Consider the following 26,092-nt stretch of genomic DNA (forward strand, 5'->3'; position numbering starts at 1 on the left):
TGAGCCAAAACGGGATTTTGGAGCCCTTTCAGCCGTCCGGCGCGTTCCGTCTTTATTCTTTCTTTAAGCCGGCGGGGCCTATTGTGCAGTCCGATAAATGACCGTTTTGACGGGTTGTAGTGTGCGCGTATTGAGTGACATTTCTGTCGGGGCTGTAGCTCTCGTGGACCGGGTAGGCCGAAGCTGGCTCTCCCGGACGAGCGGGAATGGCGAAGTCCGTGGGCAGGAGCTGGCGATCCTGCGCCGCCTCGCGCTTGCCTCTTCCGTCGCGCTGTTTGCCGTTCCGGCGGGCCTCTCTTTGGTCACCAGCCCGGCTGTGGCACTGCCTGTCGGTGTCGCCACTGTCTGCGCCGCTTTCCTGTTTTCCGCCGTCGGCAGCATCGCGCTGTCGCGCCAGCGGCCCACGTCCCATCAGGCGGAGGCAGTCGTTGTCGAGCACCACGACCTGATGCTGGAATCGGCTTTCGGCCTTGTCCTGCTGCTCGACCCCCAGGGCAATGTCACGACCGTCGGTGGTCGCGATCGCACGGAATTCCTGAGCTGGATGCGCGATCCCACCGGACGCGGCTTCGTCGAACAGATCCATGTCTCCGACAGGATCGTCTTCCTGCAGGCGGTCGATGTGCTTCGCCAGGGCAGGGATGCCCATGGCGCCGATTTGCGCCTGGAACGCTCCGCGGTCGCCGGCGGCGAGGAACAGTTCGTTTACGTGCGCATGGAGCTAACTGCTCGCCGTGACGCCGAGGGGCGCCTGACGGCGATCGTCGGTCAGCTGCGCGATATCTCGCAGGATCAGCAACTTCGCGCCGATGCGGCGCGCAAGACCGCCGAGGCGGAATCGGCCAATGATGCCAAGTCACGCTTCCTGGCGGCCGTCAGCCATGAGCTTCGCACGCCGCTCAATGCGATCCTCGGCTTCTCCGATATTTTGAGCGGCGAATATTTCGGCAAGCTGGAAAACGACCGCCAGCGCGAATATGTCGGCCTGATCCGCCAGTCGGGCGCGCATCTGCTGTCCGTGGTCAATACCATGCTCGACATGAGCAAGATCGAAGCCGGTCGCTATGAGCTGCTGCTCGAATCCTTCTCGATCGAGGATTCGATTGCGACATGCGAAGCGATGCTGGGGCTGCAGGCGAAGGAAAAGGGGTTGACGCTCACGAGCCGCATCCAGCGCGGCCTCGGCGAGATCGTCGCCGACCAGCGCGCCCTGCAGCAGATCCTCATCAACCTCGTCGGCAATGCGATCAAGTTCACCGATGCCGGCGGCGCGATCACCATCGACGCGGCTTTGGCCGATGGCATGCTGAAGCTGTCGATCGGCGATACGGGGATCGGCATTGCGAGCGAGCGGCTGGCGTCGCTCGGGCAGCCCTTCGTACAGATCCAGAACGATTACACGCGCCGTTACGCCGGCACCGGCCTCGGCCTGTCGCTGGTCAAGGGCCTGGTCGGCCTGCATGGCGGAAGCTTCTCGATTGCGAGCGCGCCGGGTGAGGGCACGGTCATCACCATCCTCATTCCGTTTGACGGGTCCGGCGTCGCGACGATGCAGCAGGCTGTGGATGGCAATCGCCCTGTCGATTTTCCGCCGCGCCTGAAACATACTGTGGAGATGGATGAAGGGCGAAACAAGGAACTGATGAATGGCCCCGCAAAAGCGAAAATCGCCTAAGGGAAGAGGAAAGGGCAAGCGCAAGCAGCCCGGCCTTGCTTCCCGTGGTGCGGTTGCTCTGGGCAGCCTGAGCCTGCGCGGCAGCACGGCACTGGGCGGCCTTGGCTTGCGCGGTGCTGGTGCGCTCGCCGCTCTCGTCGGCGGTGCGGTCGGCCGTCATCCCGCCATTGCCGGCGGCGTCGCACTCTTCTTCGGGGTTTTCGGTTTCGTCACCGCCAATGCGCTCTGGTATCAGACGGGCGCACATCCGTCGCCGATCCTGCGCACCCGTGACCCCGCCTCTCCCTATCAGATCCCCGGCCGCAGATCCTTCCTGCACGCGCAGCAGGCCGATGCCGGCAATGTCACCACCTTCCGGATCGAACGGCAGGATTCGGCTTCCGATCCCGCCACGCCGCCAAGCGGACGGGCGGCAGGCTCAGCCGCGGCGCAGTCGTCCGCTACCCAAACGAAACTCATTGCCGATGTTCAAGCCGAACTCATCCGTCACGGCCTTTATGATGGCGTTGCCGACGGAAAGCCCGGGTCTCGTACCACGGCCGCAATCCTCTTCTTCCAGGAGGCGTCCGGCCTTGCACAAACGGGTGCGCCGACACCGGACCTTCTGGCCGCCCTGAAGGCCAGCAATGCCGCCAACGCGCAGACGACAGGCGGCAGGACGAACACGGCCGCAGCCGTTCCGGCCGAACGCCCCGTCAATGTTTCCGCCACGGCGGATGCGATCGACCCCGTCGCCGCCGCCATCCAGAATGCCGAGAAGAACATGAAGACCGGCGCGGTCGTCGCCAGGGCGACGCCGAATGATACGGTCAACAAGGTCAACATGGTCATGCAGATCCAGAAGGGTCTGAGCAACATCGCCTATAGCAATGTCAGCATCGACGGTGTTGCCGGAGAGCAGACGAAGGCGGCCATCCGCCGCTTTCAGAAGCACTATCGCTTGCCGGAAACCGGGGAGCCGAATATGGCGGTCCTCAAGAAGCTGCAGGATATTGGCGCGCTTTGAGCCTGCCGTGTGAATGCTTGTCCGTTAGCTTGTGACAGTACGCTGCAGGGTGGCTTCAATTGCCTTGACTGCCCTGCGCCGTTATAGCTCGCATATGAGATTGCGCAGCGACATCTTTGTTTCCGCTCTTGTCCGCCGCCTGTTCGCCAGGGGCGATTTTGCCGCCGTCGAGCGGAAGGGTGAGGAGCACGCCGGCGCGATCTTCATCCGCCAGCGCTTCCGAGACGGTTCGGAAACCCTTTATGCACCTGCTCCGCAAAGCCTGTTCGACGAAGAGGAGAGCGGGACACGGCTCTTCGAGATCCGCATCGACCGCAAGGAGCCGCAGGAAATCCGCGAGACCCTTGATCGCGAGCTGAAGTTCGATCCGGATTTGTGGGTTGTCGAGCTGGAGACGGACGATATCGCCGATATCGTCCCCTTAGCCGGTTTCCGCGCCAATCCGCTCGATTGAGCCGTCTCTATCGCCGGTTTGCCACACGCAATTCGTGGATGGAGCCCGATTTCGGGCCGAACAACGGCGCTGCGGGACGCTGTGCAGGCTTGTCCTGCGGCAGGTAGGTGTAGTTGTCGGCGCGGCGCCACGCCTCGACCCGGCCCTGGCTCTCTTCCGCATCGATATCGTCGAGCACAAGCCATGCCCGGCTGACGCTGCCATGCCGTTCGGTCAGATGCGGATAGAAGCGCTCGAGCGAATAGACCGCGTCGGCAATGCCCATGCCGAGGCTGACGAGCGTGACGGCGAGCTGCTGTCCGGACGTGTCGAGCAGGATGCGTTCCGCAAGCCAGTAGCTGGAGGAAAGCGCATCGGCGAGCGTCGTTGCAAATTGCACCGCATCGCGTTCGCGCGCAAAGCGGACAAGCAGCGCTTCCTGTGTCTCGTCGAGGCTGCGCAGGCCGAGCCGATCGCTGTCGTCGCGGGTCAGGTGGCGGGCAGCCTGTTTGATCTGTTGGCGCAGGATCTCTTCGCGCGACTGCCGTTCGGCTTCCACCGTCTCTACCTGGGATGAAACGGCATCCGCCTGTTGCTCCGCCATCGTCATGCCACGCTCCGGCTCGGCCTGATGCAGGCCGACAAGCGCATCGATGACCTTGGGGGAGAGGGATTGCCGGCGAACGATGGCCCGTGCGTGAGCGGCCCCTTGCGTGCGAGCGATGGTGATGAGCGTTTCGTCATCGATCGCCTGCGAGCCGGTCAGGAAGGGAGCGGCGATGGCGATCGGCTGACAGCCGATGAACAGGGCGACAGCCTGTGGCACCGTCGCACATTGGGAGAGGGCGGCAACCGCCTGCCGCTTCGCCTCGTCCGATGACGCTTGGAAAACGGGGGTAAAGAGCTCGGCGAACTGGCGGAGTTCCGATTTGGACGGATGGCCCATGCCCTCGAAACTGGTAATCGTCGCCATCAGAACCACGTCCTTCTTCCGGACTGTCGCAGGCTCTTCAAGGTCACGAAACCGGTCACGCACGCCAACACCCATACTGATACGCTGAACAAAAAAGCAGGGAGCCGGATGGTCGACCAAGCATTTCGCCTCGTCTCATTCCAGTCGTACCGGACGACCCTTTCGATAAGGAGGGTATCCTCGGCAGCGATTGTCGAAACGGGTTTGGACACGGTCGTCCTTATCTGGCTTTCGCGAAAGACTAAGGCCGCCAGGGTTAATGGTTCGTGAAAACTTTATTAAAATCCGAATAAAAATTACGCGCTAAGCTTGCGCGAGGGCGGCAATGGGATTTTGGCCGCACAGGCGCTGGTTTGGCGCGCAAGGCTGCTTGTGGAAAACCTTTCCGCGGCACACGCACCTGAAGCTTTGCTCAACCTATGGGTGCTTACGGCGAAAAGGTAACTGGAGGTGACGTCACCACGCTGCGAAGCGCAAATCACGCTTCGGCTGGTCTCTTGGCGGGAATGAGGAATACCTCAGATGCCTTTGTGCTCGCGCAACGCTGCGAGCAGCTTTTCCGAGGTGTTGTAGCCGGATTGGAAAAGGCCGAGGGCGGCGGTGGCCGCAAACTGGGCTTCGGTACTTCTAATATCAATCCGCTTTTCCAGACACCACCCATCCAGCGCATCGCGCAGGACGGTGACATCCTCCGGAGAAAAGACGGAACTGCCCGTCGCAAACATTGATCGCCCTCGAATTTCAGCCTTACATTACGTTAATTTTTCGTGAGCGCAAATAATATTTGCGTGACGCTTTTCTGCAACGCGGCGCCAATGTTTTCCATTTGCCCGCAGTGCCACCTGTTTATCTAAGAATATGATATTGTTCGACTTCACGGCAAAAGCGCTTCCGGCGATTTTTCGACGGCCGATGAAACCAAAGCCACCGCCACAGCGTTAATAGGGTATGACGAGCGATGCCAAGGACGACGAGCGACGAGAATTAGCATTCTGTTAACTGCGATATGTCTGAATTCCGATTGAAAGCAGCCATTGGCAGAATGTGATCGAGTGTAAGGACAGCATGGAAGCCGAAATCGGCGCCCATGCCACGGTGTAGGGAAAATGCCGTGAGAAGGCGTGAATGCCTCCATTGAAGCCGGAAGAACAAGGCTGGAATGGAGGGAAGCGCTAGCCCGCTTCGGTGGCGGGCAGGGTGAAATCAAGTCGCAGGTTCATCCGTCTCGAGACGTTAATGGAGACGAGAATGGCAAGGATCATATCTCTTTCGGATTGGCGATTGCGCCTGACGCCGCGCGCCCAGAAAGAGCCGGTGGAAGCAAAGATACTTTTGTTCACCGGTGTACGTTACGAGCATCTGGACACGCCGACACATCGCCCCGGAACGGGGTCGAAGCGGGCAAAGGGTAAGTAGTCCACTTCAAGATACCCAAGCGCATGGCTTGCTCATGCGCTCCCGTTGATTGTACCTTCTATGGGGCCGAACGTCGCCTGCGATAGCAGCTTTCAACGATCGGTGTTGTTTCAGCTGCTCAATTCGCGGTCCAGGATTTTTCAGCCCAGGATTTCAGCCCAAGCTTTCAGCCGTTGTCGAATTCGTCGCAGCCGGCTTGGGAGAGAAACTCCCGCGCGGCGTCGTCGAAACTTGCCTGGGGCGCCATCGTATGCAGCACGGCATAGCCCTGGGCTCGCGGGACTTCCACGAGGATCGACTGGGCAAGCGCGGGCGGTAGTGCCTTGCGTATGCCTGTCAGCTGGACGGGAGATGCCAGCAGCAAATCGAGCGTCCCGCCGACCGATGTGCGGTCACTCATGCTGAACACTTCATTGGACGCCGCGTCATAGATGGCGAGCGACCAGAACGGCACCTTGCCCTTCGCGGTCAGATGGACGGGCGTATCCTCAATGTCGAAGGCACAGACGGCGGTGCGGATATAGGGATCGGTGTTGGAAAGCCCCGCATCGTCATCCTTGTTGTCGAGCATGTAGAAATGGTTCTCGTCGCCCTCGTCCGATACGCGCGTATAGGCGTCACGGTCCGAGAAATGCGGCAGCGACAGAATGATGATGATATGCAGCAGTGCCGCACCGAACAGGCCGGTCAGGATCGCGAAGACGAATCTAAACATTGCCGCACCCGATCTTCTCGAGTTTCGGCATGCCGAGATCGATCAGGCCGGAATTGCTGGCCGCCGGCGAATCCAGCAGCGTCCACACCAGGCGGAAATTGCCTGTCGGCGGCAGGGCGAGCCAGTTGCCGGCTTGAGCATTGGATGAAACGGTGATGTTGAAGGTCGAATCCGGCTTGCGCAGCACGACCCAGGAATTGATGGTGGAGGGCCGGCCCGTAGCGTCTTCGATCGGCCGGCCGTCATTGCCGGCGATAAAGAGGGTCCAAAGTCTCGCTGGCGGCGCCTGACCGTTGATGCGGTAGGTACAGCTCGCCGTCAACCTTGCGCCGCCATCGTCGTCGGAAGCGGTAAACACCAGCCCCTCGGCCGTGCCGTAAAGCAGCCGTCCGGCACGCGCCCTGTGGGATTTCGCGTAAGGGTCCGCATCCGCCGTCTGCATTTCGGGGAAAGCTTGCCAGGCGCCGAGCTTGATGGCGCCGAATCCGGAGGTCGCATCCAGCGCCAGAAGCGTGAACACGATACCGCCGCCAAAGGCGATGACAAGCGAAAGCGCAACAAGAAGGGGAACTCGGAACACCCTGGGATCGTCCTCGTGACAAATCGGTGTCGATTTATCCCTGATTCTGGCAACAGGGGGAAGGGCAGGCTGTCGTTTGAGAGCATTAGGCGAACAATACCGTCAACCATAAATCATGGACGCTTATGGAAATTTCGCGTCCTTCTCAGTCTTTGAGACCCCCATGTCAGAGCGCAGATGTGCCGAAAGACGGTAGCCGGCTTCATCGGATTGAGTTCTCTCGCTCCAATTCCTTTGCCCATTCCGCTGTGAACAATTCGCTCCAACGGGCGAGAATCTGATAAAAAGTATCGGCGTTCAGCCATTTTTCGCTGATCGCGCCAATGCCGCTGCGACTAGTGTGCTCGTTGACAAAAGCGATAAGGCGAACCATGCCGCCGATATCGAACTGGAGTATGTGACTTCCATCATCAAATGCTTCGTCTCCGTCTGGAGCCCATATCACCGCATTCGAAAGCAATGCTTCGACAAATGCTTCCGACGACAATCCGAAGTAATCAATCCGTGAGCTATCGCGATAAAAGGCATCCAAGTACGCGTTCATTATATCGGAGGCCTCGATAGCGGCCAAAACAGCGACGAAATGCGTCCCACGTCGGCGCAATCGATTATTCACTTCGTCGAAAGAACATCCCAGCATTGAAGCGTCCGGTGCTCTCACACCGAAAGCCCGCCCGCCGATGTGAATAGCGAAAAAGCCCAAAGCAAGTTGGGAGAGGCTCGGAAATGCTGTCGTGATCTCGCTTTCGATTGCGAATAGGTCGCTATCTCCGATGATCACTTTTCGCGGCTCCTGTCGCAATCCTGCCGAAGCATTTAGCGCCCGGGCCAGATCTTAGTTGCAGTTATACCGACGTTGCGAATCGAAGCTACTCTGCCGTCGCCACCTTTTGCGCGCCAAGCGGTGCAGCCGCTTTCAGCCTTTCGCCGATATCGCGCAGGATATTCGTGGAATCCACCGAAAGCGAGCGTGGCCGCACCAGCGGCGGCAGTCCGCCATTGGCGGGGTCGGCGGGCTTCTTGTTCGCAACTGTTTGCGGCTTCTGTACTGGGAACGGGTTGCTGATACCGGGGATCGGCTTCAGCACGACGCCTTGATTGGCGTAATCCATGATCTTCTTGAAGGTCATGGCCGGCAGCGTGCCGCCCGTCATGTTGTTTGTGGAGGTATAGTCGTCATTGCCGAACCAGACGGCGCAGGTGTAGTTGCCGGTAAAGCCGATGAACCAGGCATCGCGATAGGCCTGCGTGGTGCCGGTCTTGCCGCCGACGACAATGCCGTTGTCGAGCGCCGCCTTGCGGCCGGTGCCGATCACCGGAACCTGCGTCAGCATCTGGTTCATGTAGGACGTGGCTTTTTCGCTCAGAACCCGCTTGGCGGCCGGTTCATCGTGGCTGAAGTCGTAAAGCACCTTGCCGTCGTAGCCGGCGATCTGCTCGATACCGTGGCGGCGCGATTGCATGCCGTCGGCCGGGAAGACCGCATAGGCTGTCGCCTGGTCGAGCACGGTCACTTCGGACGTGCCGATCGGAATGGTCTTGTCGTTGCGGATCGGTGTTTCGACGCCCATGGCCTTGGCCATGTCGCGGATCGGCTGGATGCCCAGCTTCTCCTTGGCGAGACGCACGGGGATCGTGTTGATCGACTGCGTGAGCGCCTGGGTGAGCGTGACCTTGCCCTCGTAGCGGTTCTCGTAATTATGCGGGCTCCAGTTGCCCCAGGTGATCGGCGCATCGACGATGGTGGATGTCGGCGTCATGCCGTTCTCCATCGCCACCGAATAGGTGTAGATCTTGAACGACGAGCCCGGCTGGCGCAGCGCCTTGGTTGCGCGGTTGAACTGGCTTTCGCCATAGTCGCTGCCGCCGACCATGGCGCGCACCGCACCGCCGCTTTCGATGACGACGGAAGCGCCCTGTTTGGCCTTATAGCGTTCGCCGAACTCCATCAGGCTGGATTGAACGGAATCTTCCGCAGCCTTCTGCAATCCCATGTCGATGGTGGTGCGCACGATCAGCGAGCGCTCCGGGAACCGGATCGAAAGCCGCTGCACCTCATCGAAAGCCCAATCGAGGAAATAATCCGGGGATTCGATCTGGGCGCGATCGACCACGGAGGCGGGATTGCGCCGCGCAGCGATCACCTGTCCCTCGGTCATCAGCCCGCTCTGCACGAGATTGGACAAGACATCGTTGGCGCGGGCGCGGGCCGCCGGCAGATTGACGTGCGGCGCATATTTCGCCGGCGCCTTGAAGAGACCAGCCAGCATGGCGGCTTCGGCCAGATTGACGTCGGTGATGCTCTTGCCGAAATAGAATTGCGCCGCCGCTGCCGCGCCGAAGGTGCCGCCGCCCATATAGGTGCGGTCGAGGTAGAGGCTGAGGATCTCTTTCTTGGAGAGATTGGCTTCGAGCCAGATCGCCAGGAAAGCCTCCTTGATCTTGCGATCGATGGAGCGTTCGTTGTTGAGGAAGATGTTCTTGGCGAGCTGCTGCGTCAGCGTCGAGCCGCCCTGGACGACGCCGCCGGCCTGGGCATTGACGGTCACCGCGCGGAACAACCCGATCACATCGATGCCGAAATGGTCGAAGAACCGCCGGTCCTCGGTCGCCAGCACCGCCTTGATGAAATAGTCCGGCAGCTGGTCGACCGGCACGGAATTCTCGTGAATGATGCCGCGATGGCCGATGACGTTGCCGTAGCGGTCGAGGAAGGTGACGGCGAAATTGCCGCGATTGCGCCAGTCGCCCTGGGTCGCCTCGAAGGCCGGCATGGCAAGCATCAGCATGACCACCGAGCCGGCGGTACCCAGCGTCAGGCCCTCGCCGAGCAATTCGAACAGAATGCGTTTCCAGCCGCGCACGCGGAAGCGGCGGAAGAAGATCGTGATATCTTCCCAGGCTTCAGCAAGGCGGAAACCGGCATTCCACAAAGTGGAGTCGATCCATGAATCGAGGCGCAAAAAGAAATAGCGCTTCCGCCGCCGCGGCTTTTCGGCTCCGCTATCCCTAGGCGTCTCGGGCTCCATCTTCGGCCCGTTTTCTGGATTGGATGGGTCTTCCACGCTCTACTTCCCGCCCACATTACTGCCGCGCGTTCCTTGTGGCACGCGCAAAGCCTATTATCTCATAGAACGGCTGATTGAATAATTGGTTGATTTAGAGAAAAGAACAAGAGACATGCATGCCGCAGCCCGATTTCCCCCTCTGTCGGGTGGCGAGGACGACAATGATGACAGACGAGATGCCCTTCTGGAAAAGCAAGACCCTGGCGGAGATGAGCACGCCGGAATGGGAAAGTCTTTGCGACGGCTGTGGCCTCTGTTGTCTCAACAAGCTGGAGGACTGGGATAGCGGCGATGTCTATTTCACATCCGTTCGCTGCAAGCTGATGGATGGCGAAAGCTGTCGTTGCACCAGCTACCCGAACCGCTGGGATTTCGTGCCCGATTGCGTACAGCTGACGCCGGAGAAGGTGCCGGAGCTGGCATGGTTGCCGCCCACCTGCGCCTACCGTCTCGTCGAGGAAGGCCACGATCTCTACTGGTGGCATCCGCTGATCTCGGGCGATCCGGAAACCGTGCATATTGCCCGCGTCTCGGCGCGGGGACGCACGGTCAGCGAGAACGACGTCGAGCTCGACGACTTCGAGGATTATGTCGTCGATTGGCCGCTGACCGCCAAAGACGACATGGAGCCTAATCCCCCGGCAAAGCCATAGATTTCGGTGCGACATTGCGCCATGCGCGGCGCACCAGCGTCTTGACCTCGTCATCGTCGGCTTCATGATGGAAGAGCCGCGTCGAGCCTTTCAATCCCCAGCCGCCTGGCACGGCGGCGACATGCTCCGGCATGGTTGCGAGTGCCATCTGCTGCTGGTCCGGCGTCAGTTTGACGACGCAGAAATCCGGCCCCGGTAGGGTCATGAAGATCTTGCCCCGCACCCGAAAGTCACGGGTGCCGAAATGTGCGCCTTCCGCCGTTTCGGGCAGGCCGAGGGCAAGGGATATGAGTTCCTGGTCGGTCATTGACCCTATGGTATCATAGCTGACGACACCGCGATAAGTGCAAGGGAAGTGGTGTGATCCGCAGCGAAACGGTGCCGTGGACGATGTGGTCAGTTCATTGAATTGAGCCTGTACCCATGGTATCGCGCCATGCCCCCGCATATGTGCCAAGGAGCCGCCGCGTGATCCGTCATATCGTCTTCTTCACCGTTCCCGATCGCGCCAAGTTCGAGGAGGTCCGCTCGGGTCTTTCCATCCTCACGGCCATTCCGCATGCGCGGCTCTTGGAGATCGGCATGAATGTGAAGACCGATCAGCTCGGAACCGAAGTCGATCTTGTCGTTTACGGCGAGTTCGACGACGAAGCGGCATTGGCGGCCTACAAGGCACATCCGAACTACCAGCGCTCGATCGAACGCGTTCGTCCGTTGCGCGAGATGCGCATTGCGGCAGACTACGAAACGGCGGCTGCCGTCCGCGAGCCATTCTGAATGCGGGGTGTGAGGAGGGGCAAGCTCCATCAGTCTTTTCAACGGATTGAGCATTCGAGCGGAATCGGATTGTCGGCAACTGGACTCTCCGCCTGAGGTTCTTGAATCAATTCTTGAAGTTCCGGAATGAGCTTGAGAAGAAATCGCGACAAGCGATTCAAAGGACTCAAGGAAATCAAAGCGCCTCACCCTGTAAGGCACTTGCCTGACCGCTTGCATTGGCCATGGTGGAGCGGCGGTCGTGTCGCATCCATGGGTCGATGATAAGCAGGAATGATTAAAAATGGCTGAGCCAGCGGCTCCGAGCCCGATGCCGGCAAACCCGGATATGCGCAGCCACACACAGATCGCTGATAGATTGTATCGGCGCAGCGCCTTGGAACGACAATCGGTTGCCATTTTGGCGACAGCACAGCTTCGTATTCAATGATTTCAAAGTCTTAAATCACCAGTTGCGCGGTTTGGCGGCCCGGCTGGCCAAAAATTACGGCCCATTCATTTGCCATTCAGACGTGTTTGGGTAAATAATCGGCCAAGTTAATGTCCCTGTGGGAAGACCGAAGCATGGCCTCATTTACAAGCATAGCAGCAGCGGCCCTCGTCCTGGCCGGCTCGTCTGTTCTGCCGGCGCCAGCGCCGATGTCGACCCTGGTCGCGCGCGCCAACAGCGATTGCAGCGAGGCAGCCGAGGAGGTCGTCGCCAAGACCGGCGGCCAGCTTCTTTCCGCGCAGCCATCCGGCGACAGCTGTATCATCACCGTTCTCGTCCAGGGCAATGGGCAGCGCCCGCGCAAGGTGACGATGAAGGTGCCGATGTGACGCAAATGCTTTTTGGCACCAACCTAAAGCCTTGAATCTCACAGAAAATCTTATTGTTTCCGTGATTCCACTGTAGCGCGATTTACAGTACTGTTTCTCGAACCGGGGAAATTGGATTTAGACATGCGCATTCTCATAGTCGAAGACGATATCAACTTGAATCGCCAGCTTGCCGAAGCCTTGAAGGAGGCCGGTTATGTGGTCGATACCGCCTTTGATGGTGAGGAGGGACATTTCCTCGGCGATACCGAACCCTACGACGCTATTATCCTGGATATCGGCTTGCCTGAAATGGACGGAATTACAGTGCTGGAGAAATGGCGCGGCGCAGGGCGGGCAACGCCTGTGCTGATTCTGACCGCGCGCGACCGCTGGAGCGACAAGGTGGCGGGTATCGATGCCGGCGCCGACGATTATGTCGCCAAGCCCTTCCATGTCGAGGAGGTGCTCGCGCGCATCCGCGCCCTGATCCGCCGCGCCGCCGGCCACGCGTCCTCGGAAATTGTTTGCGGTCCGGTCAGGCTCGATACTAAGAGTTCAAAGGCGACCGTCGACGGCAAGCCGTTGAAGCTCACCTCTCACGAATACCGGCTGCTCGCCTATCTTATGCATCACAAGGGCGAGGTCGTCTCGCGCACCGAACTGGTCGAGCATATGTACGACCAGGATTTTGATAGGGATTCCAATACGATCGAGGTTTTCGTCGGGCGTCTGCGCAAGAAAATGGGTGTTGATCTGATCGAGACGGTGCGTGGCCTTGGTTACAGAATCCAAGCTCCGACCAATGCGAATTAAGTCGCTCACCGCTCGCGTCCTGCTGTTGACCACACTCTGGTCCGCGGTAGCGCTGGTAGTGATTGGCCTTGTCATCTCCAATATCTATCGCAAGAGCGCCGAGCGCGGCTTTCAGGACCTGTTGCGGGCACAGCTCTCCAGCGTGATCAATTCGGTCACCATCGGCGATCAGGGTGGGCTAACAGGCAAGCCGGAGCTTGGCGACCTGCGCTTCGCCCAGCCGAAAAGCGGCTGGTACTGGATGGTCGAGCCGCTCGGCACCTACACCGCGACGCCGCTGGTATCGTCGTCGCTCGGCGCGTCGAACCTGCCTGTGCTGTCGGTGCTCGAGGCACCCTTCGACAAGTATTACCAACGCTACTACATCGTCACCGACGCCTTCGGAAACCGCGTGCAGGTGGTTGAAACCGAAATCGTGCTCGATACGGACGGCCATGCGGCTCGGTTTCGCGTCACCGGCAATGTCGCCGTCGTCGAGGATGACGTCCGGAATTTCTCCCACAGCCTCTATCTCGCGCTCGTCGGCTTCGGTGTCGGCAGTCTGATCGTCAACGCGCTCGCCATTCTTTATGGTTTGAAACCGCTCGACAAAGCCCGTGCCGCTCTGGAACGCATCCGTGCCGGCGAGAGCGAACGGCTGCAGGGCGACTTCCCGCGCGAGATCTTGCCGCTAGCCAACGAGATCAATGCGCTGATCGATAGCAACCGGCGCATCGTCGAGCGCGCCCGCATGCAGGTCGGCAATCTCGCCCATTCCCTGAAGACGCCGATCGCAGTGTTGCTCAACGAATCCCGCGTATTGGAGCGCTCCCATGGCGATCTGGTGAAGAACCAGGCCGAAGCCATGCAGGGGCAGGTTCAATCCTACCTCAATCGCGCCCGCATCGCCGCCCAGCGCGAATCCGTGCTGGCGCGCACCGAGGCAGAGCCGGCACTCGAGCGGCTTGTCCGCGTGATGCGGCGGCTGAATGCCGACAAGGAGTTCGAGCTTTCCGTCTCTCCCAATCTGGCGCTTGCCATGGAGCAGCAGGATCTGGAAGAGACGGTCGGCAATCTTCTCGAAAATGCCGCGCGCTTTGCCGACCACAAGGTGCGAGTGGTTGCAAACGAGGCGCCGGCCGAGACCAAGGGCATCGATCCGGCGCGGCGCCACTGGGTGGAACTGGTGGTTGAAGACGACGGCCCCGGTCTGGAACCGGATCAGATCCGCGAAGCCATGAAACGTGGGCGCAGGCTCGATGAGAGCAAGCCCGGCACGGGGCTTGGCCTTTCGATCGTCAGCGAGATCACGAATGAATATCAAGGCCGTTTCGAACTCTCCCGGGGCAGCTGGGGTGGGCTTCGGGCAAGCCTAATTTTGCCGGGTCTGACGAAGGATGTTGCGTGAGAAGCGGCATGATGCCACAAAGACTTTGTGGGTCATGATGATGCCGCATCGCAGTACCTATGGTTTTGCTTTTTGATACTGGTTCGGTTGTATGAAGCTTCGTACCTTTTTTCTGGTCGTTCCCTCTCTTTTCGCCGCGGTTGCGCTTTCTGGTTGCTCGACGACGAGCGGCACGGTGATCGGCAAGAGTCTGTTTTCGTCTGCGAAGCCTCCGGCCTCCGCGACCTTCATCAATGCTCTTGATGGCGGTATCGTCGATCGCACCGGCATCAAGCTCAGCGACAGCGACAAGCAACGAGCACTTGAAGCGGAATATCGGGCGCTCGAGACATCTCCGCTTGGCCAACCCGTAGCCTGGAAGGGCAGGGGTGCCAGCGGCGAAGTCATCCCGGCCGCACCCTATCAGGTCGGCTCGCAGAATTGCCGGCAATACACCCATACGATCACGGTCGAGGGCAAGCCGACGACGGCAAGGGGTTCGGCCTGTCGCAATGACGACGGCACCTGGACGCCGCTCGAATAGGTTTCCGCGCTCAAGGGCGCGGCCAAACGCCTCAAATCTTCGTCAGATGGCCTTTCTCGGTTGGAATACGCGCGCCGTTAAAGTATTGGGCGTCTATGCTGTTCTGGATTCTCGTGGCCGTTCTGACGGCTGTTGTCGGCGCTGTGCTGCTCTACCCTCTTCTGCGTGGTGCGAAGGAGGCGGAGGACTGTCGCTCCGGAGAAGCCGAAGTCTATCGTGATCAGCTTCGCGAATTGGACCGCGATCTTGCCGGCGGTCTCATCTCCGCGCAGGAGGCAGGCTATGCCCGCGCCGAGATCGGCAGGCGCCTTATCGCTGCCGCCAAGGATGAGAAGACGGAAGCGAAATCGTCTGCGGATGGCGGCTATCGTCTTGCCCAGGCCTTCATCATCGTCGTTCTTCCGGCCGTCGGCCTCTGTCTCTATCTCGCCAATGGCGATCCCGGTCTGCCGGCACAGCCGCTGGAAGCGCGGCTTGAAAAGCCTGGAAACGATCTCGCCATTTCCATCGTCAAGATCGAGCAGCATCTGGCCAAGAACCCGGATGACGCCAAGGGCTGGGAAATCCTCGCACCGGTCTATTTCAAGACCAATCGTATCGGCGACGCGGAGCTTGCCTATCGCAATGTCATCCGCCTGCTGGGGCCGAATGCGGCCCGCCTCGGCGATCTGGGCGAGGTCTTGGTCGTCAAGGCCAATGGTGTCGTGACGGCGGAGGCGCGCGGCACGCTGCAGCAATCCCTAGCGCTCGATGCCGCCAATCCCCGCACGCTTTTCTATCTGGCGCTGGCGCTGGAACAGGAAGGCAAGGCAGCCGATGCGAAGACCGCCTTCGAGGCCCTGGCGAAACAATCGCCGCCGGATGCGCCCTGGCTTGCCGCCGTCAACGAGCATATCGTCAAGAACGGCGGCCAGGCGATGGCTTCTGCGAACGCCAATGCGCCCGGCAATCCGACCGCGGAAGATGTGGCGGCGGCGAATGCGCTGAGCAGTGGCGATCGCCAGCAGATGATCCGTGGAATGGTCGATAGCCTCGATGCCAAACTCAAGGAAGATCCGAAGAATTTCGAAGGCTGGATGCGGCTGATCCGTTCCTATGCCGTGCTCAACGATCGGGATCGCGCCGCCGATGCGCTGAAACGCGGCCTTGCGGCCTTTCCGGCCGACGGAGGGGAGGGCCAGCAGCTTCTGGCGCTGGCGAAGGAATTGGGACTGCCGACGGAGGTGACGCAGCAATGACCCGCAAGCAAAAACGGTTGGCGGTGATCGCTGGCGGCATGGGTTTCATCGCCGCCGCCGTGCTGCTGGTTCTGTTCGCCTTCAGTCAGTCGGTCGCCTATTTCTACATGCCGGCTGACCTCGCCAAGACGCCTGTTAATGCCGGGACGCTGATCCGCCTCGGCGGCCTTGTCGGCGAAGGCTCGATCGTGCGCGGCCAGGGCACACAGGTTCAGTTCTCTGTCACGGATGGCACCGACACGATCAAGGTTAGATATGACGGCATCCTGCCGGATCTGTTCCGTGAGGGGCAGGGCGTGGTCACCGAAGGCAAGTTCGAGCCGGGCAGCGACGTTTTCGTTGCCGATAGCGTACTGGCCAAGCATGATGAGCGCTACATGCCGAAGCAGGTCGCCGACAAGCTGAAGGCCGATGGCGTGTGGAAGGGCGAGGAGGCCAGCCAATGATCATCGAGCTCGGACATTATGCCCTGGTGCTGGCGCTCGCGACCGCGCTGATCGTCTCAATTTTGCCTGTCGTCGGCGCGCGGCGCAGTGACGTATCGATGATGGATATCGCGCCGATCGGCTCGATCGTCATGTTCCTGCTGGTCGCCTTCTCTTTCGCTGTGCTGACCTACGCCTATGTTGCCTCCGATTTCTCCGTCCTCAACGTCTGGGCCAATTCCCATTCGCTGATGCCGTTGATCTTCAAGATTTCCGGCGTCTGGGGCAATCACGAGGGATCGATGATGCTCTGGCTGTTGATCCTGGCGCTGTTCAGTGCGCTTGTCGCGCTGTTCGGGCGTAATCTGCCTGATGTGCTGCGCGCCAATGTGCTCGCCGTGCAGGCTTGGATCTCCTCCGCCTTTCTGGTCTTCATCCTGCTCACATCCAATCCCTTCATTCGACTGAACCCGGCACCCGCCGAGGGCAAGGACCTCAACCCCATCCTGCAGGATATCGGCCTGGCGATCCATCCGCCCTTGCTCTATCTCGGTTATGTCGGCTTTTCCGTCTGCTTCTCCTTCGCCGTTGCAGCGCTTCTGGAAGGTCGCATCGATGCCGCCTGGGCGCGCTGGGTCCGTCCCTGGACGCTGGCTGCGTGGAGCTTCCTGACGCTTGGTATCGCGATGGGTTCCTATTGGGCTTACTACGAGCTCGGCTGGGGCGGCTGGTGGTTCTGGGACCCGGTGGAAAATGCCTCCTTCATGCCATGGCTTGCCGGTACCGCGCTGCTGCATTCGGCACTGGTCATGGAAAAGCGTGACGCCCTGAAGATCTGGACGGTGCTGCTGGCGATCCTCACGTTCTCCCTGTCGCTGCTTGGCACCTTCCTCGTCCGCTCCGGCGTGCTGACCTCTGTGCATTCCTTCGCCAGCGATCCCACACGTGGCATCTTCATTCTCTGCATTCTCCTCGTCTTCATCGGCGGCGCGCTGTCGCTCTTCGCCTTGCGGGCGCCGAAGCTTGCGGCAGGCGGATTGTTTGCGCCGATCTCGCGCGAGGGCGCGCTGGTGCTGAACAACCTGATCCTGACGGTCGCCTGCGGCACGGTGCTGACCGGCACGCTCTATCCGCTGGCGCTCGAAACGCTGACCGGCGACAAGATCTCCGTTGGTCCGCCCTTCTTCAACATGACCTTCGGATTGCTGATGACGCCGATCCTGATCGCCGTGCCCTTCGGCCCGCTGCTTGCCTGGAAACGCGGCGATCTTCTCGGCGCGCTGCAGAGGCTCTATGTCGTCGCGGGCCTTGCGTTCCTGGCGGGCCTTGTCTTGTTCTATATCAAGCACGGCGGACCGGTGCTGGCCATTCTCGGCCTCGCCGCCGGCTTCTTCCTGATCTTCGGCGCTTTGGCCGATCTCTGGTATCGCGCTGGCGTCGGCAAGGTGGAGATGGCCGTCGCCTGGCGCCGCCTGAGCGGGCTGCCGCGCTCTGCTTTTGGCACCGCGCTTGCCCATGCGGGCCTCGGCATCACCGTCCTCGGCATCATCGCGGTGACGACCTACGAGGCGGAACATATCACCAGCATGAAGCCGGGCGAGACGGCCGAGCTGGGCGGCTACAGCCTGCGCTTCGAAGGCATGCAGCCCGGCGTCGGCCCCAACTTCACCGAGGAGCGCGCCCGCTTCACGGTCAGCCGCGGCGGGGTCGCTTTTGCGGAAATGTCGTCCGCCAAACGCGTCTTTACCGCAAGCCGCACCGCAACCACCGAGTCCGGCATTCTCACGCTTGGTCTCAATCAGCTCTATGTATCGGTCGGCGATGCCAGCAAGGATGGCGGCATGGTCGTACGTATCTGGTGGAAGCCGTTCATTCTCTGCATCTGGATGGGCGCGCTTGTCATGGCGATCGGCGGTTTCGTGTCGCTCAGCGACCGTCGCCTGCGCGTCGGCGCACCGAGCCGCAAGACGAAACCGGTTCGTCCGGCCCTGGAGCCGGCCGAATGAGCAGGGGCTGGCCGACATCGCGCTTTGCCGGCATCCGCGGTTTCGGCGGCGTCCTGCGGCTGTTTCTTTGCCTTGTCGCGCTTCTGGCGCCGATGAGCGCCTTTGCCGTCAATCCAGATGAAGTTCTGCCCGATCCGGCTCTTGAGGCGCGGGCGCGGACCATCTCTGCCGAATTGCGCTGCATGGTCTGCCAGAACCAGTCCATCGACGATTCCAACGCCGATCTTGCCCGCGACCTGCGCTTGCTGGTGCGGAGGCGTCTCGCGGATGGCGATACCGATCGACAGGTGCTCGATTACATCGTCTCACGTTATGGCGAATTCGTTCTGCTCAAGCCGCGCCTGAGCGAAAAGACCTATTTTCTTTGGGGAGCCCCCATTGTGCTGTTCATGGTGAGCGGTTTGGCTCTCGCCGTCTACGCGCGCCGTCGCGCCGGCAAGCCTACCGGCAAACCCTTGAGCGCCGATGAAGAAGCGCAATTGAAAGACATCCTTGGAAAGTGACGCGGCCGTCATCGTCCGTCATGTCATTGCAACGATTTCCTTACATTACGAATTTTTCATGGGGCGGACAGTTCGTTGTAAGGTGTCGTGCCCTATATCTCTACCATGACGAACCATAGCCGGTTCCGCCGGCGCAAATCTGACGAGAAAAGAGAAGGTAATTCGCCTATGTTCAGGAATATCAAGGACACCTTGTCCCGCAGCACTGCTTTGAAGGCTTCCGTCGTCGCCGGCCTCGCTGTCGCTGCCCTGGCTACGGGTGTCCCGGCCGCCATCAACGGCGCCTATGCCGATGCCGTCAATGTTCAGGCGCCGCAGGTCCCGAGCTTTGCCAACGTGGTGGATGCCGTATCGCCGGCCGTCGTCTCCGTTCGCGTCGAATCCCGCATCAACCCGGTTGCCGATGAAGATGATTCCTTTGGTCTCGGCCGCGGCTTCGACGATCTCCCTGACGATCACCCGCTGAAGAAGTTCTTCCGCCAGTTTGAACAGCAGCAGGGCCGCGGCCAGCAGCACGGCCAGAACCAGCAGAAGAACTCCGAAGACAAGGGCCGCCTGCGCCCGGTCGCTCAAGGGTCCGGCTTCTTCGTTTCGGAAGACGGCTACATCGTCACCAATAACCATGTCGTTTCCGATGGTGCCGCTTTCGTCGTCGTTCTCAATGACGGCACCGAGCTTGACGCCAAGCTCGTCGGTAAGGATTCACGCACCGATCTCGCCGTCCTGAAGGTCGACCCCAAGGGCAAGAAGTTCACCTATGTCGATTGGGCCGATGATTCCAAGGTCCGTGTCGGCGACTGGGTCGTTGCCGTCGGCAACCCCTTCGGCCTTGGCGGCACGGTTACCGCGGGTATCGTATCGGCTCGTGGCCGCGATATCCATTCCGGCCCCTATGACGATTACATCCAGATCGATGCGCCGGTGAACAAGGGCAATTCCGGTGGCCCGACCTTCAACCTGAACGGCCAGGTGGTTGGCATCAACACCGCCATCTTCTCGCAGTCGGGCGGCAGCGTCGGCATCGCCTTCGCAATTCCGGCAACAACCGCCAAGGACGTCGTTGCCGACCTGATCAAGACCGGCACGGTTTCGCGTGGCTGGCTCGGCGTGCAGATCCAGCCCGTCACCAAGGATATTGCCGAATCCCTCGGCCTTTCCGAAGCGAGCGGCGCTTTGGTTGTCTCCCCGCAGGATGGTTCGCCAGGCCAGAAGGCCGGAATCAAGAATGGCGACGTCGTGACCGCAGTCAATGGCGATCCGGTGAAGGACCCGCGCGATCTCGCCCGCCGTATCGGCAACATGCAGCCGGGCTCCAAGGTCGAGGTTTCGCTATGGCGTGGCGGCAAATCGCAGTCGGTCACGGTCGAGCTCGGCACGCTGCCCGCCGATCAGAACCAGGCCTCCAATGACGACACGCAGCAGGAGCAGCAGCCGCAGCAGCCTTCTTCCGAGAAGGCGCTGGCTGATCTCGGCCTCACCGTCGGCCCCTCCGACGATGGCAAGGGTGTCGCGATCACCGCCGTCGACCCGGATTCCGATGCTGCCGACAAGGGCGTGAAGGAAGGCGAGAAGATCACCTCGGTCAACAACCAGCAGGTTTCGAACGCCGGCGACATCGCTAAGGTCATCGAGCAGGCTAAGAAGGATGGCCGCACGCGCGCCCTGTTCCAGATTCAGTCCGGCGACGGCAGCCGCTTCGTTGCCCTGCCGATCAACGCCGGTTGATCCCTTCAGCCTATGAAATGCATCGGGAAGCCGCGCAGGCCACGGCTTGCGCGGCTTCCCTTTTTATAATGTGTCAGAGATGACTGGCTCCAAGGCAGGTGAAAGATGACAACCGCTGGCCAACATGCCGTGAACTCTTCCGATTCTGGTTGTGCCGAGGCAGCCTCGGCAGGTAATGTCGCTCACATGAAGATTCTGATTATCGAAGACGATCTCGAGGCCGCCGCCTATCTCACCAAGGCGTTTCGCGAGGCCGGCATCATCGCCGATCACGCAAGCGACGGCGAGAGCGGCCTGTTCATGGGCACCGAGAACACCTACGATGTCGCCATCATCGACCGCATGTTGCCGCGCCGCGACGGGCTATCCGTCATCAGCGAGCTGCGCCGCAAGGGCGTGCATACGCCGGTCTTGATCCTTTCCGCACTTGGCCAGGTCGACGATCGCGTCACGGGCTTGCGTGCCGGCGGCGACGATTATCTGCCGAAACCCTATGCTTTCAGCGAGTTGTTGGCGCGTGTTGAAGTGCTCGGCCGCCGCAAGGGCACGCCGGAGCAGGATGTCCTCTATCGCGTCGGTGATCTCGAACTCGATCGCCTCTCCCACGAGGTGCGCCGCGGCGGCAAGGAAATCCCGCTGCAGCCGCGTGAATTCCGCCTGCTGGAATATCTGATGAAGAATGCCGGCCAGGTCGTCACCCGCACGATGCTGCTCGAGAATGTCTGGGATTATCATTTCGATCCGCAGACGAACGTCATCGACGTCCACGTTTCGCGCCTCCGCTCCAAGATCGAGAAGGATTTCAGCCAGCCGCTGCTGAAGACGATCCGCGGCGCCGGCTACATGATCAAGGACGAGGGATGAGTCGCTTCCGCGTCCTCTTCAAGTCCACCGCAGTCCGCCTTTCCGCTCTCTATATCCTTCTCTTTGCGCTTTGCGCCGCGACACTGGTGTTCTACGTCACCGCCATGTCCGAACGGCTGCTGACGGGGCAGATTCGCGATGCTGTTCAACAGGAAGTCAATCAGGTCAAGCGCGCCTACGATATCGGCGGGCTGAACCTGCTTCTGCGCACGATGGAGCGGCGTGCGCGCCAGCCGGGCGCCAACCTCTATGTCATTGCCGGTCCCTCCGGCGATATTCTGGCCGGCAACGTCGCCTCCGTGCAGCCCGGCGTGCTCGGCGCGGCTGGCTGGACGGAGCTGCCCTTCATCTATGAGCGCTATACCGACGCCTCCAACGATCCTGAACGCCAGCATCTGGCGATCGCCAATATCTTCATTCTCGACAATGGCCTGCGCATCCTGATCGGCCGAGACCTTGGCGAGCCGGAGCGCTTCCGCGTGCTGGTGCGCCAGGCGCTGATGCTGGCGCTGGCGATCATGGGGCTCGGCGCATTGGTCATCTGGTTCGGCATCGGTCGCAATGCGCTGAAGCGCATCGACCGGATGACGGATGCCAGCCGCAAGATCATGGCGGGGGATCTTTCCCAGCGTCTGCCTGTCGGTGGTTCCGGAGACGAGTTCGACCGCATGTCGGCATCGCTGAATGCCATGCTCGGGCGCATCGAGAAGTTGAACGAGGGGTTGCGGCAGGTCTCCGACAATATTGCACACGACCTCAAGACCCCACTGACGCGCCTGCGCAACAAGGCGGCCGATGCGCTCGACAATGCCGACAGCGATGGCCGCCGCACGGCGCTAGAGGGTATCATCGGCGAATCCGATCAGCTGATCCGCACCTTCAATGCACTCCTGATGATCTCTCGCGTCGAGGCGGGATCGGTGGCCGCCGAAATGACCGGCGTCGATCTCTCGTCTATCGTCGCCGATACCGCCGAACTCTATGAGCCGGTCGCCGAGGAAGCGGGCTTGACGCTGACCTCCGATATCCAGCCTGATGTCGAGGTGCAGGGCAATCGCGAGCTGATCGGCCAGGCGCTCTTCAATCTCATCGACAATGCCCTCAAATATGCGACGGGCGGCAATGGCGAACAAGCGATAACCTTCAAGCTGGCGCGTACGAACGACGCTGTGACGCTTGCCGTCGCCGACCACGGAGCAGGCATTCCCGCCCATCAGCGCGCCGATGTCGTCAAGCGCTTCTTCCGCCTGGATGAAAGCCGCTCCAAGCCGGGAACGGGCCTTGGCCTTGCGCTGGTGGAGGCGGTCATGGAGCTGCATGGCGGACGGCTGGAGCTTTCCGATACCGATCCCGACAGTCCCGATGCCAAGGGATTAACGGTGACCATGATCTTCCCCATGCAGAAACAATAGGTTAATCCTGCAGTATCCGCTTGCTGTTGGGGAGAACTGCATGACGACGACGCAAAGCGATTTGCTCCGGGATGTCCCGTCTGGGCGGTTGCGGCCGCTGAACCAGACGGAGGCGAAGTCTGCGCTGGCCGATCTCAAGCAGATTGCCGGGGCTGAGCCCGTCGTCGCCGATCTGCTTGCCGGCGAGAGCGCTTTGCGGGATTTCAACATCGCCGCATTGGCCTTGTCGCCTCACTTGCGCGAAATAGCCAATCTCGAACCGTCGCTGCTTGTCGCCGCGATCGAGAAGCCACTGTCGCCGCAGATAGAAGCTCTGGTCGAGGAGGCGCGGCGAGCCTGGCTGCCGGCGGAAGGCGAGGGTGCGTCGCCTTCGGAATCCGAAGTAATGAGCCGCTTGCGCATCGCCAAGCGCCGCGCCGCCTTTCTGGTCGCGCTTGCCGACCTCGCGCGCATCTACGACGGCAAGGTGACCACCCGCTGGCTGAGCAGGCTCGCGGAGGCGTCCATTTCTGCGGCCATCGATCATCTGCTGCTGTCGGCGCACGAGACCGGCAAGATCGTGCTTCCCGATCCAACTGCCCCGAGCTGGAAATCCGGCCTGATCGTGCTCGGCATGGGCAAGCTCGGCGCCGAGGAGCTGAACTATTCGTCGGATATCGATCTGGTCGTCTTCTTCGATGAGATCGCCGGCGTCGTTCCCGATCCCGACGACGCCATCGATATTTTTCCGAGGCTGATGCGGCGGTTGGTTCGCATCCTGCAGGAACGCACGGCGGATGGTTACGTTTTCCGCACCGATCTGCGTCTGCGCCCCGATCCTGGCTCGACGCCGCTTGCGATTCCGGTGGATGCGGCGATGATTTATTACGAAGGCAGGGGACAGAACTGGGAGCGCGCCGCCTTCATCAAGGCGCGGCCTGTCGGTGGCGATATCACTGCCGGCCAGGCTTTCATCCGCGATCTCGTACCCTTCGTCTTCCGCAAATATCTTGATTATGCCGCGATATCAGACATTCATTCGATCAAGCGGCAGATCCATGTGCATAAGGGGCATGGCGCGATCGCGGTCAAGGGCCACAACGTCAAGCTCGGCCGCGGTGGCATCCGCGAGATCGAGTTCTTCGTGCAGACGCAGCAGTTGATTGCCGGCGGGCGCATGCCGGCATTGCGTTGCCAGTCGACGGAGCAAACGCTCTCCGAACTGACCGAGGCGAAATGGATCGACGGGGAGACTCGCGATGAACTGACATCAGCCTATTGGTTCCTGCGCGATGTCGAGCACCGTATCCAGATGGTGAGAGACGAGCAGACGCATCTGTTGCCGGAAACGGATGCCGAACTCCGACGCATCGCGTTCATGATGGGCTTTGCCGACGCATCGGCCTTCTCCGAAGCGCTGGTGACGACATTGAAGACCGTCGAACGGCGGTATGCGCGGTTGTTCGAGCAGGAAACCAAGCTGTCGTCGGAAACGGGCAATCTGGTCTTTACCGGCCAGGGCGACGATCCAGATACGCTCGAGACGCTGCGCCGCCTCGGCTTCGAAAGGCCATCCGACATCGCCAATGTCATCCGCACCTGGCATTACGGCCGATACCGCGCCACGCAATCCGTCGAGGCGCGCGAGCGGCTGACAGAGCTGACGCCGGAGCTGCTGCGCGTCTTCGGCGAAAGCAAGCGTGCGGACAAGGCCCTGTTGCGCTTCGACAGTTTCATTTCCGGCTTGCCGGCGGGCATTCAGCTCTTCTCGCTGCTCGGCACCAACCCGGCACTGCTCTCGCTCATCGTCAACATCATGTCCTCGGCGCCGCGTCTTGCCGAGATCATTGCGGCCAAGCCGCATGTCTTCGACGGCATGCTGGACCCAAGGCTCATGGCCGAACTGCCGACGCGCGATTATCTGGCCGAACGCCTCAGAAGCTTCCTGGCCCCGGCAAGGCACTATGAGGAAACACTCGACCTGCTGCGCATCTTCGCCTCCGAACAACGCTTCCTGATCGGCATTCGGTTGCTGACCGGTGCGATCGGAGGGAACATGGCGGCTCGCGCCTTTACCTTCCTTGCCGATCTGATCGTTGAAGCGGCGCTGGATGCCGTCATGAAGGAAATCCGTTCAGCCCATGGCGAATATCCCGGCGGCCGCGTTGCCGTCGTCGGAATGGGTAAGCTCGGCAGTTTCGAGCTCTCGGCCGGTTCCGACATCGATATCATTCTGCTCTATGACTACGATGAAACGGCGGCTGAATCCTCCGGCCCCAAGCCACTGGACGCCATGCGTTATTTCACGCGCATCACCCAGCGCCTGATCGCCGCCCTTTCGGCGCCGACGGCCGAGGGCGTGCTCTACGAGGTCGACATGCGCCTGCGGCCTTCAGGCAACAAAGGCCCGGTCGCCACGCGCGTCAACTCGTTCGAGAAGTACCAGCGCGAGGAAGCCTGGACGTGGGAGCACATGGCGCTTTCGCGGGCGCGGTTGATCTGCGGCGACGAGGAATTGGTGAACGACGCGGAGCGCGTCATCGGCGAGGTTCTCTCGACAAAGAGAGATGTCGCCAAGATCGCCAGGGATGTTCGCGAGATGCGCCTCCTGATCGAACAGGAAAAACCGCCGGAGAGTATTTGGGATCTGAAGCTGATCCCCGGTGGGCTGATCGATATCGAATTCATCGCACAGTATCTGCGGTTGATCGCGCCGGCCCGCGGCGTCGGTATCGACGCAAACGGCCTCAGCACGGCCGAAACGTTGAAGTTGCTCGGCGGCAGCCTGGTGGATCGCAATGATCTGGATATTTGCCTTGAGGCTCTGCAACTCTACACGGAAGTGTCGCAGCTGATCCGCCTTTGTATCGACGGTACGTTCGATCCGAAAAATACACCTTCCGGCCTGATCGAACTGGTCTGCCGTGCCGGCGACTGCCCGGATATCCGCACGCTGGAGGCGGAACTGAAGCGGTTGTCGAAGGCAGTGCGGAAGATATTCCAGGGGACGGTTGGAAGCTAAAGCACGTCGCGCAAAAGTGCGCAGCGGTTTTGCGATAACGACATGCGCAAAATCAAGGGCCTAAAGCGCCAGAAGCGAATCTGAAAGGTCGCGACGCG

25 protein-coding genes are annotated in these 26,092 nt (G+C 60.7%); 18 read left to right on the forward strand and 7 right to left on the reverse strand.

From position 1 onward, the window contains the following. The first annotated feature begins 97 nt into the window (after positions 1-97). From ACIQWP_RS13815 to ACIQWP_RS13825, 3 genes are all read left to right on the forward strand, one after another. Positions 98-1,675, forward strand: a complete 1,578-nt coding sequence (locus tag ACIQWP_RS13815) for a sensor histidine kinase (protein ID WP_402787950.1) — start codon at positions 98-100, stop codon at positions 1,673-1,675. Next, the gene (locus tag ACIQWP_RS13820; protein WP_402787953.1) at positions 1,647-2,681 is read left to right on the forward strand and encodes a peptidoglycan-binding protein; all 1,035 of its coding nucleotides are present in this window, start codon (positions 1,647-1,649) and stop codon (positions 2,679-2,681) included. The genes ACIQWP_RS13815 and ACIQWP_RS13820 overlap by 29 nt, the downstream gene beginning before the upstream one ends. A 94-nt stretch (positions 2,682-2,775) precedes the next feature. Further along, complete coding sequence (locus ACIQWP_RS13825) at positions 2,776-3,135, forward strand: DUF1491 family protein (RefSeq protein WP_402787956.1); 360 nt, start codon at positions 2,776-2,778, stop codon at positions 3,133-3,135. Positions 3,136-3,142: 7 nt separating this feature from the next. Here ACIQWP_RS13825 and ACIQWP_RS13830 read toward each other — a convergent pair whose 3' ends face one another. Further along, positions 3,143-4,162 (reverse strand): DUF2336 domain-containing protein, encoded by a 1,020-nt coding sequence (locus ACIQWP_RS13830; RefSeq protein ID WP_402787959.1) that lies wholly within the window; start codon positions 4,160-4,162, stop codon positions 3,143-3,145. A gap of 443 nt (positions 4,163-4,605) precedes the next feature. Then, positions 4,606-4,812, reverse strand: a complete 207-nt coding sequence (locus ACIQWP_RS13835) for a hypothetical protein (RefSeq protein WP_402787962.1) — start codon at positions 4,810-4,812, stop codon at positions 4,606-4,608. Positions 4,813-5,335: 523 nt separating this feature from the next. Here ACIQWP_RS13835 and ACIQWP_RS13840 point away from each other — a divergent pair. Further along, positions 5,336-5,503 carry a hypothetical protein gene (locus ACIQWP_RS13840; protein WP_402787965.1) on the forward strand — a complete coding sequence of 56 codons (168 nt, stop codon included), beginning with the start codon at positions 5,336-5,338 and terminating at the stop codon, positions 5,501-5,503. A 166-nt stretch (positions 5,504-5,669) separates the two neighbouring features. On the opposite strand, the gene ACIQWP_RS13845 is transcribed toward ACIQWP_RS13840, so the two are convergent. From ACIQWP_RS13845 to ACIQWP_RS13860, 4 genes are all read right to left on the reverse strand, one after another. Continuing rightward, positions 5,670-6,218: a DUF1254 domain-containing protein gene (locus ACIQWP_RS13845; RefSeq protein WP_402787968.1), complete on the reverse strand. Its 549-nt coding sequence runs from the start codon at positions 6,216-6,218 to the stop codon at positions 5,670-5,672. Further along, the gene (locus ACIQWP_RS13850; protein WP_402787971.1) at positions 6,211-6,798 is read right to left on the reverse strand and encodes a DUF1214 domain-containing protein; all 588 of its coding nucleotides are present in this window, start codon (positions 6,796-6,798) and stop codon (positions 6,211-6,213) included. The genes ACIQWP_RS13845 and ACIQWP_RS13850 overlap by 8 nt, the downstream gene beginning before the upstream one ends. Before the next feature lie 202 nt (positions 6,799-7,000). Then, on the reverse strand, positions 7,001-7,579 hold the full coding sequence (locus ACIQWP_RS13855) for an Imm42 family immunity protein (RefSeq protein ID WP_402787974.1): 579 nt from the start codon (positions 7,577-7,579) through the stop codon (positions 7,001-7,003). 88 nt (positions 7,580-7,667) lie between these two features. Next, positions 7,668-9,863, reverse strand: coding sequence for a transglycosylase domain-containing protein (locus tag ACIQWP_RS13860; protein ID WP_402787977.1), 2,196 nt, complete (start codon positions 9,861-9,863; stop codon positions 7,668-7,670). Positions 9,864-10,030: 167 nt separating this feature from the next. Between ACIQWP_RS13860 and ACIQWP_RS13865 the strand changes: the two genes are divergently transcribed. Continuing rightward, positions 10,031-10,519, forward strand: a complete 489-nt coding sequence (locus ACIQWP_RS13865) for a YcgN family cysteine cluster protein (RefSeq protein ID WP_402787980.1) — start codon at positions 10,031-10,033, stop codon at positions 10,517-10,519. On the opposite strand, the gene ACIQWP_RS13870 is transcribed toward ACIQWP_RS13865, so the two are convergent. Continuing rightward, on the reverse strand, positions 10,497-10,826 hold the full coding sequence (locus ACIQWP_RS13870) for an MmcQ/YjbR family DNA-binding protein (RefSeq protein ID WP_402787983.1): 330 nt from the start codon (positions 10,824-10,826) through the stop codon (positions 10,497-10,499). The genes ACIQWP_RS13865 and ACIQWP_RS13870 overlap by 23 nt on opposite strands. Positions 10,827-10,987: 161 nt before the next feature. Here ACIQWP_RS13870 and ACIQWP_RS13875 point away from each other — a divergent pair, with 161 nt between their 5' ends. The 13 genes from ACIQWP_RS13875 (at position 10,988) to ACIQWP_RS13935 (ending at position 25,994) form a co-directional block, all read left to right on the forward strand. After that, positions 10,988-11,296 carry a Dabb family protein gene (locus tag ACIQWP_RS13875; protein ID WP_402787986.1) on the forward strand — a complete coding sequence of 103 codons (309 nt, stop codon included), beginning with the start codon at positions 10,988-10,990 and terminating at the stop codon, positions 11,294-11,296. Positions 11,297-11,860: 564 nt separating this feature from the next. Further along, complete coding sequence (locus tag ACIQWP_RS13880) at positions 11,861-12,115, forward strand: hypothetical protein (RefSeq protein ID WP_402787989.1); 255 nt, start codon at positions 11,861-11,863, stop codon at positions 12,113-12,115. Between the two features lie 123 nt (positions 12,116-12,238). Beyond that, the gene (locus ACIQWP_RS13885; RefSeq protein WP_402787992.1) at positions 12,239-12,910 is read left to right on the forward strand and encodes a response regulator transcription factor; all 672 of its coding nucleotides are present in this window, start codon (positions 12,239-12,241) and stop codon (positions 12,908-12,910) included. Continuing rightward, a complete protein-coding gene (locus ACIQWP_RS13890; protein ID WP_402787995.1) occupies positions 12,900-14,297 on the forward strand; it encodes an ATP-binding protein in 1,398 nt (465 codons plus the stop codon). Before ACIQWP_RS13885 ends, ACIQWP_RS13890 begins: the two co-directional genes overlap by 11 nt. 91 nt (positions 14,298-14,388) lie before the next feature. Beyond that, positions 14,389-14,820, forward strand: a complete 432-nt coding sequence (locus ACIQWP_RS13895) for a hypothetical protein (protein ID WP_402787998.1) — start codon at positions 14,389-14,391, stop codon at positions 14,818-14,820. 95 nt (positions 14,821-14,915) lie between these two features. Next, on the forward strand, positions 14,916-16,058 hold the full coding sequence (gene ccmI, locus ACIQWP_RS13900; protein WP_402788001.1) for a c-type cytochrome biogenesis protein CcmI: 1,143 nt from the start codon (positions 14,916-14,918) through the stop codon (positions 16,056-16,058). Next, positions 16,055-16,504 carry a cytochrome c maturation protein CcmE gene (gene ccmE / locus ACIQWP_RS13905; protein WP_402788004.1) on the forward strand — a complete coding sequence of 150 codons (450 nt, stop codon included), beginning with the start codon at positions 16,055-16,057 and terminating at the stop codon, positions 16,502-16,504. The genes ccmI and ccmE overlap by 4 nt, the downstream gene beginning before the upstream one ends. Further along, a complete protein-coding gene (locus ACIQWP_RS13910; protein WP_402788007.1) occupies positions 16,501-18,489 on the forward strand; it encodes a heme lyase CcmF/NrfE family subunit in 1,989 nt (662 codons plus the stop codon). Before ccmE ends, ACIQWP_RS13910 begins: the two co-directional genes overlap by 4 nt. Then, complete coding sequence (locus ACIQWP_RS13915; RefSeq protein WP_402788010.1) at positions 18,486-18,992, forward strand: cytochrome c-type biogenesis protein CcmH; 507 nt, start codon at positions 18,486-18,488, stop codon at positions 18,990-18,992. The genes ACIQWP_RS13910 and ACIQWP_RS13915 overlap by 4 nt, the downstream gene beginning before the upstream one ends. Positions 18,993-19,160: 168 nt before the next feature. Continuing rightward, the gene (locus ACIQWP_RS13920; protein ID WP_402788013.1) at positions 19,161-20,717 is read left to right on the forward strand and encodes a Do family serine endopeptidase; all 1,557 of its coding nucleotides are present in this window, start codon (positions 19,161-19,163) and stop codon (positions 20,715-20,717) included. 105 nt (positions 20,718-20,822) lie between these two features. Beyond that, positions 20,823-21,581, forward strand: a complete 759-nt coding sequence (locus ACIQWP_RS13925; protein ID WP_402788016.1) for a response regulator transcription factor — start codon at positions 20,823-20,825, stop codon at positions 21,579-21,581. Beyond that, a complete protein-coding gene (locus tag ACIQWP_RS13930) occupies positions 21,578-22,993 on the forward strand; it encodes a sensor histidine kinase (RefSeq protein ID WP_402788019.1) in 1,416 nt (471 codons plus the stop codon). Before ACIQWP_RS13925 ends, ACIQWP_RS13930 begins: the two co-directional genes overlap by 4 nt. A gap of 40 nt (positions 22,994-23,033) precedes the next feature. Beyond that, positions 23,034-25,994, forward strand: coding sequence for a bifunctional [glutamine synthetase] adenylyltransferase/[glutamine synthetase]-adenylyl-L-tyrosine phosphorylase (locus ACIQWP_RS13935; RefSeq protein ID WP_402788022.1), 2,961 nt, complete (start codon positions 23,034-23,036; stop codon positions 25,992-25,994). The last annotated feature ends 98 nt before the right edge of the window (positions 25,995-26,092 follow it).

The organism is Rhizobium sp. NPDC090279, assembly GCF_044769665.1.
GTDB lineage: Bacteria > Pseudomonadota > Alphaproteobacteria > Rhizobiales > Rhizobiaceae > Rhizobium.

Excerpts from the sequence above, each read along its gene's own strand:
- ACIQWP_RS13815 (WP_402787950.1), top strand. The coding sequence starts at position 98 with ATGACCGTTTTGACGGGTTGTAGTGTGCGCGTATTGAGTGACATTTCT.
- ACIQWP_RS13820 (WP_402787953.1), top strand. The coding sequence starts at position 1,647 with ATGGCCCCGCAAAAGCGAAAATCGCCTAAGGGAAGAGGAAAGGGCAAG.
- ACIQWP_RS13825 (WP_402787956.1), top strand. The coding sequence starts at position 2,776 with ATGAGATTGCGCAGCGACATCTTTGTTTCCGCTCTTGTCCGCCGCCTG.
- ACIQWP_RS13830 (WP_402787959.1), bottom strand. The coding sequence starts at position 4,162 with ATGGGTGTTGGCGTGCGTGACCGGTTTCGTGACCTTGAAGAGCCTGCG.
- ACIQWP_RS13835 (WP_402787962.1), bottom strand. The coding sequence starts at position 4,812 with ATGTTTGCGACGGGCAGTTCCGTCTTTTCTCCGGAGGATGTCACCGTC.
- ACIQWP_RS13840 (WP_402787965.1), top strand. The coding sequence starts at position 5,336 with ATGGCAAGGATCATATCTCTTTCGGATTGGCGATTGCGCCTGACGCCG.
- ACIQWP_RS13845 (WP_402787968.1), bottom strand. The coding sequence starts at position 6,218 with ATGTTTAGATTCGTCTTCGCGATCCTGACCGGCCTGTTCGGTGCGGCA.
- ACIQWP_RS13865 (WP_402787980.1), top strand. The coding sequence starts at position 10,031 with ATGACAGACGAGATGCCCTTCTGGAAAAGCAAGACCCTGGCGGAGATG.
- ACIQWP_RS13870 (WP_402787983.1), bottom strand. The coding sequence starts at position 10,826 with ATGACCGACCAGGAACTCATATCCCTTGCCCTCGGCCTGCCCGAAACG.
- ACIQWP_RS13880 (WP_402787989.1), top strand. The coding sequence starts at position 11,861 with ATGGCCTCATTTACAAGCATAGCAGCAGCGGCCCTCGTCCTGGCCGGC.
- ACIQWP_RS13885 (WP_402787992.1), top strand. The coding sequence starts at position 12,239 with ATGCGCATTCTCATAGTCGAAGACGATATCAACTTGAATCGCCAGCTT.
- ACIQWP_RS13890 (WP_402787995.1), top strand. The coding sequence starts at position 12,900 with ATGCGAATTAAGTCGCTCACCGCTCGCGTCCTGCTGTTGACCACACTC.
- ACIQWP_RS13895 (WP_402787998.1), top strand. The coding sequence starts at position 14,389 with ATGAAGCTTCGTACCTTTTTTCTGGTCGTTCCCTCTCTTTTCGCCGCG.
- ccmI (WP_402788001.1), top strand. The coding sequence starts at position 14,916 with ATGCTGTTCTGGATTCTCGTGGCCGTTCTGACGGCTGTTGTCGGCGCT.
- ccmE (WP_402788004.1), top strand. The coding sequence starts at position 16,055 with ATGACCCGCAAGCAAAAACGGTTGGCGGTGATCGCTGGCGGCATGGGT.
- ACIQWP_RS13910 (WP_402788007.1), top strand. The coding sequence starts at position 16,501 with ATGATCATCGAGCTCGGACATTATGCCCTGGTGCTGGCGCTCGCGACC.
- ACIQWP_RS13915 (WP_402788010.1), top strand. The coding sequence starts at position 18,486 with ATGAGCAGGGGCTGGCCGACATCGCGCTTTGCCGGCATCCGCGGTTTC.
- ACIQWP_RS13920 (WP_402788013.1), top strand. The coding sequence starts at position 19,161 with ATGTTCAGGAATATCAAGGACACCTTGTCCCGCAGCACTGCTTTGAAG.
- ACIQWP_RS13925 (WP_402788016.1), top strand. The coding sequence starts at position 20,823 with ATGACAACCGCTGGCCAACATGCCGTGAACTCTTCCGATTCTGGTTGT.
- ACIQWP_RS13930 (WP_402788019.1), top strand. The coding sequence starts at position 21,578 with ATGAGTCGCTTCCGCGTCCTCTTCAAGTCCACCGCAGTCCGCCTTTCC.
- ACIQWP_RS13935 (WP_402788022.1), top strand. The coding sequence starts at position 23,034 with ATGACGACGACGCAAAGCGATTTGCTCCGGGATGTCCCGTCTGGGCGG.